We start from the raw sequence: 15,026 nt of genomic DNA, 5'->3' as shown, positions 1-15,026 counted from the left end.
GCGGCGCCGGTCACCTCCACGCGCCCGGCGCCGCCCCCGTCTCAGCCGCCCGCCCGGACCTCCGCACGGAGGGCCGGGCGGGCGGACGTCGTCCGGTCCCCGGTCAGGGGCGCCACGTGTCCGTCGTCGTGAGGGTGCCGCTCGCGGGCACCGTGAGCGTGCGGTTCGCCCCCGACTCCCACGTGACGGTCGCGCCCTGCTTGCGGACGTACTTGTACTGCACGGCCGTGCCCGGCGGGAGCGTCACGGTCGCGCGCCACACCGGGTAGGTCGCGGACGACAGGGGCACGGCGCGCGCCGGGTCCCAGCCGCCGAGGGCCGCGTGGTCGCCGACGACGTACAGGTCCTGCCCCCACACGGTCGTCGCGGTGACGCCGAACGCGACCTGCGCGGCGCCCGTCGGGCTCGGTGCGGGCGTCGGGGTGGGCGTGGGCGTCGGGGTGGGCGTGGGCGCCGTCGTCCCGGACGGTCGCTGGCCGACGTGCAGCGCGACGGCTCCCTCGGCGGGGACGGTGAACGTCGCGCGGCCCGCGGCGTCGACCGTGACGGTCGTCCCGGTGCACGCGCCGCCGGCCGCCTGCCCGCTGATCACGTCGCAGTAGGCCCCCGCGGGCAGCGACGTCGCGAACGTGCGCGTCAGCGCGGACGACCCGGCGTTCAGCGCGACGTACCCGCGGTCGCCGCGACCGAACGCGATGCGGCTGCCGCCGTCGTCCCACCACTGCGTGAGGTCCGTGCCCGCCACCGCGTTGCGGAACCCGACCATGTGCGCGGTCTCGTTCCAGCGGTGCGCGCACGTGAAGGTGCCCTGCCCGCACGCGGCGTCGAGCACCTCGCCGCTGCCGGACTGCGGCGCGCCGGCGTCGTGGTCGCTGAACGCGTACCCGGAGTGGACGGTGGGCCACCCGTACGGGTACGCGAGCATGAAGACGTTCGCGAGCCGGTAGTCGGTGCCGTCCTTGTAGCTGAGGGTCTCGCCGTTGCGCTCGGTGTCGTGGTTGTCGACGAACACGCCCGCGCGGTCCGACGGCAGCAGCCAGGGCTGCGTGCGCAGGTCGCGCAGCGACGCGAGCCGGCCGGACTGCACCTGACCCTTGAGGTGGCGCGCGTAGGAGAACTCGTGCGAGTCGCCCGAGCCGAGGTACTCGGCCGGCTGGATCGGCTCGCCGCCGGCGCCGATGACCTCGTGCACGACGTAGACGTCGCGCCCCTGGGGCGTCGCGCGCACCTTGCCGAGGATCGCCTCGAGGTCGGCCGCGGGGACGTGCTTGGCGGCGTCGACGCGGAAGCCGCGCACGCCCAGGGACACGAGGTCCAGCAGGTAGTCCGCGATCTCCTGGCGGACGTACTCCGAGCCGGTGCGCAGGTCCTGCAGGCCCACGAGGCGGCAGTGCTGCACCTGGTAGCGGTCCTGGTAGCTCGCGATGTTGGTGCGGCAGTCGTTGAAGTCCTGCGGGCCGTAGCCGCCGGCCGGGCCGGGGTACCGCTCGGTGGAGAACTGCGTGCCGGCCCAGCCGGTGCCGCCGGTCTGGCCGCTCATGTGGTTGACGACGGCGTCGGCGATCACCTCGACGCCCGCGCCACGGCACGCCGACACCATGGCGGCGTACTCGGCGCGCGTGCCGAGCTTGGACTCGATGCGGTAGCTCACGGGCTGGTAGGACGTCCACCACTGCCCGCCGACCACGGCGTGCTCCTGCGGCGGGGACGTCTGGACCCAGCCGTAGCCGGCGGGGCCGAGGACGTCGGTGCACTCGCGCGCGATCGACGTCCACGTCCACTGGAAGAGGGTGACGCCGGGGCGGTCGTCGGGCGGGCCGGCCGCGGCGGGGCGCGCGGCGGCGACCACGAGGGCCGCGGCCGCGAGCACGAGCGCGAGGGCCGCGGCGGTGAGACGACGCACCGTGGCGGTGTCGGTGGCGGCGCGCCGGGCGGCCGCACCACCGAGGGCGGGCGCCGGGGCCACGGGCGGGACGGGTGCGCCGCTGGCGGGGCGCGGTGAGGGTCGGGGCACGGGACTCTCCTCGGTCGGGCTCGACGACGGTGTCGGGCGGGAGGTCGGCGCGTCGGTGCGCCGACCGGTGCGGCGTGCGCCGCGTGGAGGAGGTGACCCGGGCGGACCCGGGGCGCACAGGCTGCAACGGATTGCGATGAGCCTGCAATCTTGCTGAAACGGGAGACTACGGAGGGTCGATCGGTCCGTCAACCCGTGCCACGCCGCCCGTCACGCGTGCCGTCACCGGCCAGGGACGCACGACGGCCCGGTCACGTCCAGGACGCGACCGGGCCGTCGGGACGGGTCAGAGCAGCGTCCAGCCGTACTTCGCGAAGATCACGGCGCCGAACAGCACGAGCACGGCCGCGGTGATGAACCAGTCGTTGCCCGACGCGACGAAGCGCCGACCCCACGGACCCGCACGCCCCGGCAACGACATGTGCCCGTCCCGGACGTTGATGCGGGTCAACCCCGCCCAGACGAGCGTCGTCGTCACGGTGATCAGCAGGCACCACGGGCACAGCGCGCCGATCTCGAAGAACGACTGCTGGAACAGCCACCACGCGAACACCAGGCCGGCGGTGTAGATCGCCTGCGCGCTGAGCATGAACCAGCGCGGGAACACCACGCCCCCGATCAGCGCGACCGCCAGGGTGATGACCACCGCCTCGGCGGCGATCCCGAGGAACGCGTTGGGGAAGCCGAACAGCTCGGCCTGCCACGACTTCGCGACCGTGCCGCAGCTGATGAACGAGTTGAGGTCGCAGCTGAGCTTCGCGTCCTTGTCCGCGGCGAGGGTCAGCGCCTCGATCGACAGCACGAACGACGTGTACAGGCCGATGAGCCCCGACACGACCATCTCGATCGCGGTGCGTCGCCGCCACGGCAGGGCGGCCGGCCGCAGCAGGTCGGGGTCGTCCTCGACGAGGTGGTCGTCGATCTCGTCGATCTCGTCGAGCTCGTCGTCGTGCTCGTGCACCTGCGTCGTGTCGTTCACCGTGGTCTCCTCGCCCCTGCGGTCCGGTGCGTCATTCTGCCCTGCCCGCCTGTGCGTCCGGCAGGGGTCGGACGTCCCGACGCGCGGCGACCACCTGCGCCCCCGCGACGACGTCCGGACCGTCCGCACGCACCCCGTCCGACGGCCCGGACGGGCTCCACCGGCGGCTAGGGTCGGCACGTGACCCGGCTGCTGCTCGCCTCCGCCTCCCCCGCCCGCCGCTCGACCCTCGCGTCCGCCGGCCTCGACCCGCTCGTCGCGGTCTCCGGCGTCGACGAGGACGCGGTGCTCGCCGCGGCCCGCGAGCGCTTCGGCGCGCTCGACCCGGCCGACGCCGTCCTCGTGCTCGCGCAGGCCAAGGCGGAGGACGTCGCCCGCCGGCTCGACGAGCTCGACGTCGCGGGCTGGGACGACGACGAGGACGTCGTGGTGCTGGGCTGCGACTCGATGCTCGAGCTCGACGGCGAGGTCCTCGGCAAGCCGCGCGACGCCGACGACGCGGTCGCACGGTGGCACGCGATGCGCGGCCGCTCGGGCGTGCTGCACACGGGCCACTGGCTCGTCGACGAGCGCGACCCGGAGAACGGCGGCACGCGCGCGACGCTCGGGGCGACCGCGTCGACGGTCGTGCACTTCGCGGACCTGTCCGAAGACGAGGTCACGGCCTACGTCGCGACGCGCGAGCCGCTCGCCGTCGCGGGTGCGTTCACGATCGACGGGCTGGGCGGGCCGTTCGTCGAGCGGATCGAGGGCGACCACCACGCCGTCGTCGGCGTGAGCCTGCCGCTGCTGCGCCACCTGCTGGCCGACGTGGACCTCACGGTCCCCGCCCTCTGGCGCCGCTGAGCCGCCACGACGTCGCACGACACCCGCCGCTCCCCTCCCCGCCCCGCGGCCCCCTCCCCGACGAGGCGCGGGTTGTGCAGTCGCCACAACCGCGCCGGGCAGCAGGAGCCCTGGGCGACGCGCAGTGGTGGGTTCCTCCAAAACGAACCGCGCGCGGCTGGGGGGATGCGGCAATCTTGCGACGACGCCCGGACGGCACCGCGGACCGGGACGGATCGCGCGCTACCGTGAGCCGTGCCCGCCATCACCAAGGTCCTCGTCGCCAACCGCGGCGAGATCGCCGTCCGCATCGCCCGTGCCTGCCGTGACGCCGGGATCGCGTCGGTCGCCGTGTACTCGGACACCGACCGCGAGGCCCTGCACGTGCGCGTCGCCGACGAGGCGTACGCGCTCGACGGCGCCCGCGCCGCCGAGACGTACCTCGACGTCGCCAAGCTGCTCGACGTCGCGCGCCGCTCGGGCGCCGACGCCGTGCACCCCGGCTACGGCTTCCTGTCCGAGAACGCGCACTTCGCGCAGGCCGTCATGGACGCCGGCCTCGTGTGGGTCGGCCCGCCGCCGGCCGCGATCGAGGGCCTCGGCGACAAGGTCAGCGCGCGGCACATCGCGCAGCGCGCCGGTGCGCCGCTCGTCGCGGGCACGCCCGACCCGGTCGCGGACGCCTCGCAGATCCACGCGTTCGTCGCCGAGCACGGCCTGCCGATCGCCATCAAGGCGGCGTTCGGCGGCGGCGGGCGCGGCCTCAAGGTCGCGCGCACGGCCGACGAGATCGACGAGATGTACGAGTCGGCGGTCCGCGAGGCCGTGGCGTCGTTCGGGCGCGGCGAGTGCTTCGTCGAGCGGTACCTCGACCGGCCGCGGCACGTCGAGACGCAGTGCCTCGCGGACCAGCACGGCACGGTCGTCGTCGTCTCGACGCGCGACTGCTCGCTGCAGCGCCGCCACCAGAAGCTCGTCGAGGAGGCGCCCGCGCCGTTCCTCACCGACGAGCAGCGCGCGACGCTCGTCACGGCGTCGCAGGCGATCCTGCGCGAGGCCGGGTACGTCGGCGCGGGCACGTGCGAGTTCCTCGTGGGCGTCGACGGGACGGTGTCGTTCCTCGAGGTCAACACGCGTCTGCAGGTCGAGCACCCCGTGACCGAGGAGATCAGCGGCATCGACCTCGTGCGCGAGCAGCTGCGCATCGCCGCGGGCGAGCCGCTGGGCTACACCGAGGTCGAGACGCGCGGGCACTCGATCGAGTTCCGCCTCAACGGCGAGGACCCGGCCGCCGGCTTCCTGCCCGCACCGGGCCGCATCACGCGGCTGCGCTACCCGTCCGGGCCGGGCGTGCGCGTCGACTCGGGCGTCGCCGAGGGCGACACCGTGTCGGGACTGTTCGACTCGATGATCGCCAAGGTCATCGTCACGGGCGCGACGCGCCGCCAGGCGGTCGAGCGGGCGCGCCGCGCGCTGGCCGAGCTCGAGGTCGTCGGCATCCCGACGGTCGTGCCGTTCCACCGCGCCGTGCTGGAGTCGGAGGCGTTCGTGCCCGCCGACGACGCGCAGCCGTTCTCGGTGCACACGCGCTGGATCGAGACCGAGTTCGCCGAGACCGTCGCGGCGCTCGGCCGCACGCCCGCCCCGGCGCAGGAGACCGAGGACGAGCCCGACGCGGCGCTCGAGCGCGTCGTGGTCGAGGTCGGCGGCAAGCGGCTCGAGGTCGTGCTGCCCGCCGCGCTCGGCCTGGGCCGCGTGCCGGGCACCGGGCCCGGGCGCGCGCGTCCCGGCGCCGGTCCGCGCCGCTCGCCGCGCGCACGCAGCACGCGCGCCGCCGGCAACGGCACGACGCTCGCGTCGCCCATGCAGGGCACGATCGTCAAGGTCGCGGTCGCCGAGGGCGAGCAGGTCGCCGAGGGCGACCTCGTCGTGGTGCTCGAGGCCATGAAGATGGAGCAGCCGCTCGTCGCGCACCGCGCGGGCACGGTGCAGTCGCTCACGGCGGGCGTCGGCTCGAGCGTGAGCGCGGGCACCGCGATCTGCGAGATCGTCGGCTGACGTCCGCGTGAGCGTGCCGCGCCCGACCCACCGCCGTCCGGGCGACGGCTGGGTCGAGTGCGCGTGCGGGCGGCGCCACTGGGGCCTGCACGGCGCGGCCGGGCTGCTGCTCGTGCGGCGCGACGCGACCGGTGCGGCGACCGACGTCGTGCTGCAGCACCGTGCGCCGTGGAGCGACCAGGGCGGCACCTGGGGGCTGCCCGGCGGTGCGCGCGAGCCGCAGGAGACGGCCGTCGACGCCGCGCTGCGCGAGGCGCACGAGGAGGCCGGGGTCGACCCCGCGACGGTCGCGGTGCGCGGCGAGCACGTGCTGACGCACCCCGACTGGTCGTACACGACCGTGCTCGCGGAGGCGCTGACGCCGTTCGAGCCCGCGGTGACGGACGCCGAGAGCCTCGCGGTCGCGTGGGTGCCCCTCGCCGAGGTGCCCGACCGCCCGCTGCTGCCCGCGTTCGCCGACGCGTGGCCCACGCTGCTGGAGCGCCTGGCGGCGTGAGCCGCGCCACGTGGTCCGGGGGTGTGCGCACGCGCGGAGCAGGAGTACGCTCCCGACCGATGAGGTGAGCCTTACCTCACCCGGCGTCCGGGGTCCCCCGCCCGCCGTCCCCCGCACCACCAGGGACGCCCGTGCTCGCGAACTTCCTCATCGGCCTGCGCGAGGGCCTCGAGGCCGCCCTCGTCGTCAGCATCCTCGTCGCGTACCTCGTGCGCACCGGACGCCGCGACCAGCTGCCCGCCGTCTGGGCGGGCGTCGGCGTCGCCGCGCTCGCGTCCCTGGCGTTCGGCGCGCTCCTCACGTTCGGTCCGCAGGGGCTGACGTTCGAGGCGCAGGAGGCCATCGGCGGCTCGCTGTCCATCGTCGCCGTGGGCCTGCTCACGTGGATGATCTTCTGGATGGCGCGGACCGCGCGCACGCTGCGCGGCGACCTCGAGCACAAGCTCGACGGCGCGGTCGCGTCCGGGCGCCGCGCGGTCGCCGTCGTCGCGCTGCTCGCGGTCGGTCGCGAGGGCCTCGAGACCGCGCTCTTCCTGTGGGCCGGGGCACGCGCCGCCGGCAGCACGAGCGCCGCACCGCTGCTCGGGGCCCTGCTCGGCCTCGTCGTCGCGATCGCGCTCGGCTGGGCCCTCTACCGCGGCGCCGTCCGCCTCGACCTGCGGCGCTTCTTCGCGTGGACCGGCGCCTTCCTCGTCGTGGTCGCGGGCGGCGTGCTCGCCTACGGCGTGCACGACCTGCAGGAGGCCGGCCTCCTGCCCGGGCTGCACGACCTCGCGTTCGACGTCTCCGCCGCCGTGCCGCCGTCCAGCTGGTACGGCGCGCTGCTCAAGGGCGTCCTCAACTTCTCGCCCGCCACGACGTGGCTGCAGGCGATCGCGTGGACCTGCTACGTCGTCCCGACCGGCGCCGTCTTCCTGCGCACCGTGCGCGGCGGCGCGCCGCGCCGTGCGACCCCGACGCCCGTCGCGGCCGGCGCTCCTCCCGCGTGAGCCGCGCCCCACCGCCGTCCCACCCCGGCGCGCGACACCGCGTGCCCAACCGCACCGACGCCCGCGCACCCGCGCCCGCTCCCGAGGAGTCCCGTGTCCCCGACCCCGCGCCCCGCACCCCTGCGCCCCGCCCCGCGGACCACCGTCCGCGCGTCCCACCTGCGCGGCGGCCTCACGGCCGCCCTCGCGCTGCCGCTGCTGGCCGCGTGCGTCGCCAACACGCCCACCGGCGCGGCGACCGGCGCGGCCGGGGACGGCGGCCCCATCACGGTGTCGTCCAGCGCCGACGCGTGCGACGTCTCCACCACGTCGGCGCCGTCCGGCACGCTCACGTTCCGGGTCACCAACACGGGGGACGACGTCACCGAGTTCTACCTCCTGGGCGAGGACGGGCTGCGGGTGGTCTCCGAGGTCGAGAACATCGGCCCCGGCATCTCGCGCGACCTCGTGATCCAGGCCCGCCCGGGCGACTACTTCACCGCCTGCAAGCCCGGCATGGTCGGCGAGGGCATCCGCGCGGCGTTCACGGTGACCGACTCGGGCGCCGGCACGGGGCCCACGGGCGACGTCGCCGAGCAGCTCGCGGCCGCCGAGGCGTCCTACGTCGCGTACGTCAAGGACCAGGTCGGCACGCTCGTCGCCGGCACGCAGGAGCTCGCCGACGCGTACGCGGCCGGCGACGACGCCCGCGCGCGCGAGCTCTACGCGCCGACGCGCGTGCACTGGGAGCGCGTCGAGCCCGTCGCCGAGTCGTTCGGCGACCTCGACCCGCTGCTCGACCTGCGCGAGGCCGACCTCGTGGACGGCGACACGTGGAGCGGCTGGCACCTGATCGAGAAGGACCTGTGGCAGCCGACGCCCGAGGCGAACGGCGGCGCCGCGTACGTGCCCCTGACGCCCGAGGAGCGCGTGGCCGCCGCCCAGGACCTCGTCGCGAACACGCAGAAGCTCGTCGACGCCGTGACCGACCCGTCGTTCACGTTCGAGGCGTTCCAGATCACCAACGGCGCGAAGGAGCTGCTCGACGAGGTCGCGACCGGCAAGGTCACGGGCGAGGAGGAGATCTGGTCCCACACCGACCTGTGGGACTTCGCGGCCAACGTCGACGGCGCGCGCGTCGCCTACGAGGTCGTGCAGGACGTCGTGCGCGAGCAGGACCCCGACCTCGCGACGCAGCTCGACGAGCGGTTCGCCGCCCTCGAGCAGCTGCTCGCGCAGCACGGCTCGGTCGACGCCGGCTTCGTCGGCTACGACACGCTCACCGAGCCGCAGGTCCGCGAGCTCGCGGCCGCGGTCGACGCGCTGTCGGAGCCGCTGTCGCGTCTGACCACCACCGTGACGAGCGCGTGACCCCGTGACCGACGCGACCGCACCCGCACCCGACCCGGACGCGCCGGCGGGGACGGCACCGGCCCCGGGGCCGTCCCCGCGCGGCGTGAGCCGCCGCGCGCTGCTGGGCTGGGGCGGTGCGGTCGCGGTCGGTGCGGGCCTCGCGGGGCTCGGCGCGGGCCGCGCGACCGCACCGGCACCCGCGCCCGCCGCCGCGCCGACCGCCGCGGCACGCACGTACGCGTTCACCGGCCGTCACCAGGCCGGCGTCGTGACGCCCGCGCAGGACCGCCTGTACGCCGCGGCGTTCGACCTCACGACGACCGACCGCGGCGAGCTCGTCGACCTGCTGCGGCGCTGGACCGTCATGGCGGCGCGGCTCACGCAGGGTCTGCCCGCCGGCCCGCTCGGCCCTACGTCGGGCCCGTACGACGCACCGCCGGACGACACGGGTGAGGCGCTCGACCTGCCGCCCGCGGGCCTGACGGTCACGGTCGGGTTCGGCCGGTCGCTGTTCGTCGGGACACCGGGCCCCGACGGCACGCCGGGCGTCGACCGGTTCGGCCTCGCCGACCGGCTGCCCGCCGCGCTCGTCGCGCTGCCGCAGTTCGCGGGCGACGCGCTCGACCCCGCGCGGTGCGACGGCGACCTCGTGGTGCAGGCCTGCGCCGACGACCCGCAGGTCGCGGTGCACGCGATCCGCAACCTGTCGCGCGCGGCGTTCGGCACCGCGACGCTGCGGTGGGCGCAGCTCGGGTACGGCCGCACGTCGTCGACCAGCACCGCGCAGCGCACGCCGCGCAACCTGTTCGGCTTCAAGGACGGCACCGCGAACGTCATGGCCGAGGAGACCGCCGCGCTCGACGAGCACGTGTGGGTCCAGCCGGGCGACGACGCGGCGGCGGACTGGCTCGCGGGCGGCAGCTACCTCGTCGCGCGGCGCATCCGCATGACCATCGAGACCTGGGACCGGTCCTCGCTGCGCGAGCAGGAGGCCGTCGTCGGCCGCACCAAGGCCGAGGGTGCGCCGCTGTCGGGCGGCGCGGAGCACTCCGAGCCCGACTTCGCACGCGAGGGCCGCGGCGGTCGGCCGCTCATCCCCGTGGACTCGCACGTCGCGCTCGCGCACCCGACCCGCAACGGCGGCGCGCGCATGCTGCGCCGCGGCTACAACTTCACCGACGGCAACGACGCGCTCGGCCGCCTCGACGCGGGACTGTTCTTCCTCGCGTTCGTGCGCGACCCGCGCACGCAGTACGTGCCGATGCAGGCGCGCATGTCGCGCGAGGACCGGCTGCAGGAGTACCTGCAGCACACCGGGTCCGGGCTGTACGCGGTGCCGCCGGGCGTCGCGTCGCTGCCGACCGGCGCCGACGGCGGGGCCGTCATGATGGCGGACGGCGCGTTCTGGGGCGACACGCTGCTGGGCTGACCCGGTGCCGCCGCGGGACGCCCGGCCGGCGCGCGGACGCTCGGCGCTCAGTCCTCGGTGCGCTGGTGCAGCATGCGCGCGACCTCGCCGATCGTCCCCGACATCGACGGGTACACGGTCGACGCGTCGGCCACCTGGTCGGCCGTGAGCCGGTGCGTGACGGCGAGCGTCAGCGGGAACACGGACTCGCTCGCACGCGGCCCGACCACGACGCCGCCCAGCACGGTGCCCGTGCCCGCGTGCGCGAACAGCTTGATGAACCCGTCGCGGACGCCGAGCATCTTGGCGCGCGGGTTGCGCGACAGCGGCAGCATGCTCGTGCGGTAGTGCGTGCCGCGCTCCTTGAGCACCGACTCGGGGACCCCGACGGTCGCGATCTCGGGCGCCGTGAAGATGTTGGCGGAGATGCCGCGCAGCTGCAGCGGCCGCACGGCGTCGCCGAGCGCGTGCGACATCGCGATGCGGCCCTGCGTCGCGGCGACCGACGCGAGCGGCAGCACGCCCGTGCAGTCCCCCGCGGCGTACACGCCCCGCACGTTGGTGCGCGAGACCTTGTCGACCTCGACGTGCCCCGACGGCGTGAGCCGCACGCCTGCCTCCTCGAGGCCGATCCCGCGCGTGGTCGGCACCGACCCGACCGCGAACAGCACGTGCGAGCCCTCGACCGTGCGCCCGTCCTCGAGCGTCACGACCACGCCGTCGGCCGTGCGCCGCGCCGACGACGCCCGCGAGCGCGACATCACCGTCATGCCGCGCTGCCGGAACACCCGCTCGATCAGCTCGGCCGCGTCGGCGTCCTCGCCGGGCAGCACGCGGTCGCGGCTCGACACGAGCACGACGTCCGCACCGAGCGACGTGTACGCGCCCGCGAACTCGGCGCCCGTGACGCCGGACCCCACGACGACGAGCCGCTCGGGCAGCTCGGTGAGGTCGTAGAGCTGCGTCCAGGTGAGGATGCGCTCGCCGTCGGGCCGCGCGTCGGGCAGCACGCGCGGCGTCGCGCCCGTCGCGACGAGCACGACGTCGGCGTCGAGCACGCGCTCGCGGCCGTCGCCCTCGGTCACCGCGACGTGCTCGGGGTCGAGCAGCCGGCCGGTGCCCGCGACGATGTCGACGCCCTCGCGCGCGAGGCGCGCGCGGATGTCGTCGGACTGCGCGGCCGCGAGCGTCCGCACGCGCGCGTTGACGGCGCCGAGGTCGATGCGGTGCCGCAGCAGGTCGGCGGGCGAGTCGGCCCCGACCGCGTCGGTGCGGATGCCCAGCTCGGGTGCGCGGTCGGCGATGGTCATCCACTCGGCCGTCGCGATGAGGGTCTTCGACGGGACGACGTCGGTCAGCACGGCGGACCCGCCGAGGCCGGCGCGCTCGACGACCGTGACGTGCGCCCCGAGGCGCCGCGCGACCAGTGCGGCCTCGTACCCGCCGGGCCCGCCGCCGACGACCACGACCCGGCCCGCGGACGGCGCGTCGGGGGCGGGACGCACGGTCGACGCGGCGGTCGTGGCGGGAGCGGTCGGCTCGTCGGGGGCGGCGGCGGGCGCGTGGCTGGTCACCGTCCCATCCTGCCCGACGGACCGCCGCCGGGCCCCGCGACTAGCCTGGGCCCATGACCGACGTCTCCCCCGCGCACGACCTCACCGGCGGCGCTGTCCCCGACCTCGACGACCCCACGACCGACCCGTTCGAGGTCGCCCGCCGCGCGGCGGAGGTGATCGCCGCCCGCACGGGCGTCGAGCGCCACGACGTCGCGCTCGTGCTCGGCTCCGGCTGGGGCGGCGCGGCCGACCTGCTGGGCGAGACGGTCGCCGAGCTGCCGAGCCACGAGGTCCCGGGCTTCTCGCGCCCGGCCGTGCAGGGGCACGTGGGCACGCTGCGCTCGATCCGCATCGCGGGGGCCGACGGTCGCCCCGACCGGTTCGCGCTCGTGCTGGGCTCGCGCACGCACCTGTACGAGGGCCGCGGCGTGCGGCGCGTCGTGCACGGCGTGCGCACGGCGGCCGCGACGGGTGCCTCGACGATCGTCCTCACCAACGGCTGCGGCGGGCTCAACCTCGCGTGGGGGCCGGGCACGCCCGTCCTGATCCGCGACCACATCAACCTCACGGCGACGTCGCCGCTCGAGGGCGCGACGTTCGTCGACCTCACCGACCTGTACTCGCCGCGTCTGCGCGCGGTCGCGCGCGAGGTCGACGCGAGCCTCGACGAGGGCGTGTACGTGCAGTTCCCCGGGCCGCACTACGAGACGCCCGCGGAGGTCGCGATGGCGGGCCGCATCGGCGGCGACCTCGTCGGCATGTCGACGACGCTCGAGGCGATCGCCGCGCGTCACGCGGGCCTGGAGGTGCTCGGCATCTCGCTCGTCACGAACCTCGGCGCGGGCATCAGCCCCGAGCCGCTCGACCACGCCGAGGTGCTCGAGGCCGGCCGCGCGGCCGGGCCGCGCATCAGCGCGCTCCTCGCGGAGGTCGTGCGGCGCGTGTGACGCGACGCGTCGCGCCGGACGTCGCCGTCCGGCGCGACGCAGCGGTACCGGCCAGTAGGTTGGAGGGGTGAGCAGCTCCGACCACGACGACGTGCTGCGCGGCGACGCGCCGGCGGCACCCGCGGACGACCGACCCGGCACCGACGAGCACGACGCGTGGACGCGTCTGGTCGAGGAGGTCGAGGCCTGGATCGCGGACGACCCCGACCCGCAGACCGCCGACGAGCTCGCGGACCTGCTGCGCACCGCGCGCGAGGACCCGCGCAGCGCGGCCACCGAGACCGCCGCCGACCTGGTCCGCGCGGACGCCGAGGCCGCGCGCACCGAGCTCGCGGACCGGTTCTCCGGGCTGCTGCAGTTCGGCACCGCCGGGCTGCGCGGCGAGCTCGCGGGCGGCCCGCACCGCATGAACCGCGCCGTGGTGATCCGCGCGGCCGCGGGGCTCGCAGACTTCCTGGTCGGCGAGCTCGAGGGCGCGTCGCCCGCGCCGCGCGTGGTCGTCGGGTACGACGCCCGCCACAACTCGCACCGGTTCGCGCTCGACACGGCCGAGGTCATGACGGCCGTCGGCATCGAGGTGCTGCTGCTGCCGCGGCCCCTGCCGACGCCCGTGCTGGCGTCGGCCGTGCGCCGGTTCGACGCCGACGCGGGGGTCATGGTGACCGCGTCCCACAACCCGCCGCGTGACAACGGCTACAAGGTGTACCTGGGGGGCCGGGTCGTCACGGGCGCCGGGCAGGGCGCGCAGATCGTGCCGCCCGCGGACGCGGCGATCGCCGCCGCGATCGCGCGGGTCCGGTCGGTCGCGTCGGTGCCGCGCGCGGCGTCCGGCTGGACGACGCTCGGCGAGGACGTCGTCGACGCGTACGTCGCGGACGCGGCGGCGGTCGCGCCCGGCGGTGACCCGGCCGGGCGCGAGCGGCTGAAGGTCGTGCTGACGCCGTTGCACGGCGTCGGCGGGGCCGTCGCGGTCGACGTGCTCGCGCGGGCCGGCTTCCCCGACGTCACGCTCGTGCCGGAGCAGGCCGAGCCGGACCCCGACTTCCCGACCGTCGCGTTCCCGAACCCCGAGGAGCCGGGCGCGACCGACCTCGCGCTCGCGCTCGCCGCCGCGACCCGGGCCGACCTGGTCGTCGCGGTCGACCCCGACGCGGACCGCTGCGCGGTCGCGGTGCGCGACCGGCGCGCGCACGTCCGGTCCCTCGGGCCCGAGACGCCGCAGGCCGACGGCTGGCGCATGCTCACGGGCGACGAGGTGGGCGCGCTGCTGGGCGCGGACGCCGCGGCCCGCGCACGGGACGGCGGGGCCGCCGACGACGCGACGCTCGCCTGCTCGATCGTGTCGTCGCGCCTGCTGGCGGCCGTCGCGCGCGACGCCGGGCTGCGGTTCGCGTCGACCCTGACGGGCTTCAAGTGGATCTCGCGCGCCGAGGGCCTGGTGTTCGGCTACGAGGAGGCGCTGGGCTACTGCGTCGACCCGGCGCACGTGCGCGACAAGGACGGCATCTCGGCCGCGGTGCGGGTGTGCGACCTGGCCGCTCGCCTCACCGCGGAGGGGCGCACGCTCGTCGACGCGCTCGACGACCTCGCGCGCGCGCACGGCCTGCACGCGACCAGCCAGGTCAGCGCCCGGTTCTCCGACCTGAGCCGGATCGGCGCGACCATGACGACGCTGCGCGAGGCCCCGCCCGCGACGCTCGCGGGCTCGCCGGTGACCGAGGTCGTCGACCTCGCGGCCGGCACCGACGACGAGCGCGGCGGCCTGCCGCCCACCGACGGCATCCGCCTGCTCACGTCCGACGGCACGCGCGTCGTCGTGCGGCCGTCGGGCACGGAGCCCAAGGTGAAGGCGTACCTCGAGGTGATCGTGCCGGTGCCGCACGACGCGGACCGGGAGACCCTGGACGCCGCGCACGGCAGCGCCCGCGAGCGGCTCGCGCACGTCGCGCACGACGTGCGGGCCGCACTGGGCCTCGACGCCGCCTGACGTCGACGTCGGTGGTGCGGCGCGCCTCGCGGCACCGCACCACCGACGGCACGGTCAGCCGGTGCGCGCGCAGCGCAGCCCGGGCAGGGTCGTGGGCGCCTGCTGCGCGCCGGCGTTGAACCCGACGACCACGGACTCCCCCTGCGCGACGGTCCCGTTCCAGGACAGGCTCTCGGCCGTCACGACGTCTCCGCTGTAGGTGAACGCCGCGCCCCACGTGTCGTCGCTCATCTCGACGCCGTCCGGCCGCGTCCAGGACACGGTCCACCCCCGCAGGTCGGGCGCGGACGCCGTGACGCGGACCTGCCCCTGGAACCCGCCCGGCCAGGCGTTGAGGAGCTCGTAGGTCGCCGTGCAGGCACCGGCCGGCACGGCCGCGGGCGGCGCGGCGACGCCGGGCGCGCCGGAGGTCGGCGGGGCGGTGGGCGCCGCGCT

The 15,026-nt window shown here is 76.2% G+C and carries 12 protein-coding genes; 8 read left to right on the top strand and 4 right to left on the bottom strand.

The features are described from left to right. Positions 1-103: 103 nt before the first annotated feature. On the bottom strand, positions 104-2,014 hold the full coding sequence (locus CS2_RS02825; protein ID WP_233421045.1) for a carbohydrate-binding module family 20 domain-containing protein: 1,911 nt from the start codon (positions 2,012-2,014) through the stop codon (positions 104-106). 286 nt (positions 2,015-2,300) lie between these two features. Then, positions 2,301-2,993: a vitamin K epoxide reductase family protein gene (locus CS2_RS02820; RefSeq protein ID WP_226236609.1), complete on the bottom strand. Its 693-nt coding sequence runs from the start codon at positions 2,991-2,993 to the stop codon at positions 2,301-2,303. 180 nt (positions 2,994-3,173) lie between these two features. Between CS2_RS02820 and CS2_RS02815 the strand changes: the two genes are divergently transcribed. The 6 genes from CS2_RS02815 to efeB all read left to right on the top strand — a co-directional run bounded on the left by CS2_RS02815 (position 3,174) and on the right by efeB (position 10,122). Then, entirely contained in the window at positions 3,174-3,839 is a 666-nt protein-coding gene (locus tag CS2_RS02815; protein ID WP_070318799.1) for a Maf family protein, read from the top strand. A 234-nt stretch (positions 3,840-4,073) separates the two neighbouring features. Continuing rightward, positions 4,074-5,876: an acetyl/propionyl/methylcrotonyl-CoA carboxylase subunit alpha gene (locus CS2_RS02810; protein WP_217997352.1), complete on the top strand. Its 1,803-nt coding sequence runs from the start codon at positions 4,074-4,076 to the stop codon at positions 5,874-5,876. 13 nt (positions 5,877-5,889) lie between these two features. Then, entirely contained in the window at positions 5,890-6,372 is a 483-nt protein-coding gene (locus CS2_RS02805; RefSeq protein WP_070318841.1) for an NUDIX hydrolase, read from the top strand. Positions 6,373-6,503: 131 nt separating this feature from the next. After that, positions 6,504-7,361: an iron uptake transporter permease EfeU gene (gene efeU / locus CS2_RS02800; protein WP_070318798.1), complete on the top strand. Its 858-nt coding sequence runs from the start codon at positions 6,504-6,506 to the stop codon at positions 7,359-7,361. A gap of 120 nt (positions 7,362-7,481) precedes the next feature. Next, the gene (gene efeO, locus CS2_RS02795) at positions 7,482-8,711 is read left to right on the top strand and encodes an iron uptake system protein EfeO (RefSeq protein WP_070318840.1); all 1,230 of its coding nucleotides are present in this window, start codon (positions 7,482-7,484) and stop codon (positions 8,709-8,711) included. A 4-nt stretch (positions 8,712-8,715) separates the two neighbouring features. After that, complete coding sequence (gene efeB / locus CS2_RS02790) at positions 8,716-10,122, top strand: iron uptake transporter deferrochelatase/peroxidase subunit (RefSeq protein ID WP_070318797.1); 1,407 nt, start codon at positions 8,716-8,718, stop codon at positions 10,120-10,122. A 47-nt stretch (positions 10,123-10,169) separates the two neighbouring features. Here the strand turns inward: efeB and CS2_RS02785 are convergent, their stop codons facing one another. Beyond that, on the bottom strand, positions 10,170-11,606 hold the full coding sequence (locus CS2_RS02785; protein WP_070318839.1) for an NAD(P)H-quinone dehydrogenase: 1,437 nt from the start codon (positions 11,604-11,606) through the stop codon (positions 10,170-10,172). A gap of 122 nt (positions 11,607-11,728) precedes the next feature. Between CS2_RS02785 and CS2_RS02780 the strand changes: the two genes are divergently transcribed. Together CS2_RS02780 and CS2_RS02775 are read left to right on the top strand one after the other, a co-directional pair. After that, positions 11,729-12,604, top strand: coding sequence for a purine-nucleoside phosphorylase (locus CS2_RS02780; RefSeq protein WP_046530340.1), 876 nt, complete (start codon positions 11,729-11,731; stop codon positions 12,602-12,604). Between the two features lie 166 nt (positions 12,605-12,770). Beyond that, complete coding sequence (locus CS2_RS02775) at positions 12,771-14,591, top strand: phospho-sugar mutase (RefSeq protein WP_070318838.1); 1,821 nt, start codon at positions 12,771-12,773, stop codon at positions 14,589-14,591. Between the two features lie 54 nt (positions 14,592-14,645). On the opposite strand, the gene CS2_RS02770 is transcribed toward CS2_RS02775, so the two are convergent. Beyond that, on the bottom strand, positions 14,646-15,026 hold a 381-nt coding region (locus CS2_RS02770), incomplete at its 5' end, for a cellulose binding domain-containing protein (RefSeq protein ID WP_174524289.1).

It is taken from the genome of Cellulomonas iranensis NBRC 101100 = JCM 18110 (assembly GCF_001552375.1).
In the GTDB taxonomy this organism is placed as follows: domain Bacteria; phylum Actinomycetota; class Actinomycetes; order Actinomycetales; family Cellulomonadaceae; genus Cellulomonas; species Cellulomonas iranensis.
This window is presented reverse-complemented; position numbering and strand designations above follow the sequence as displayed.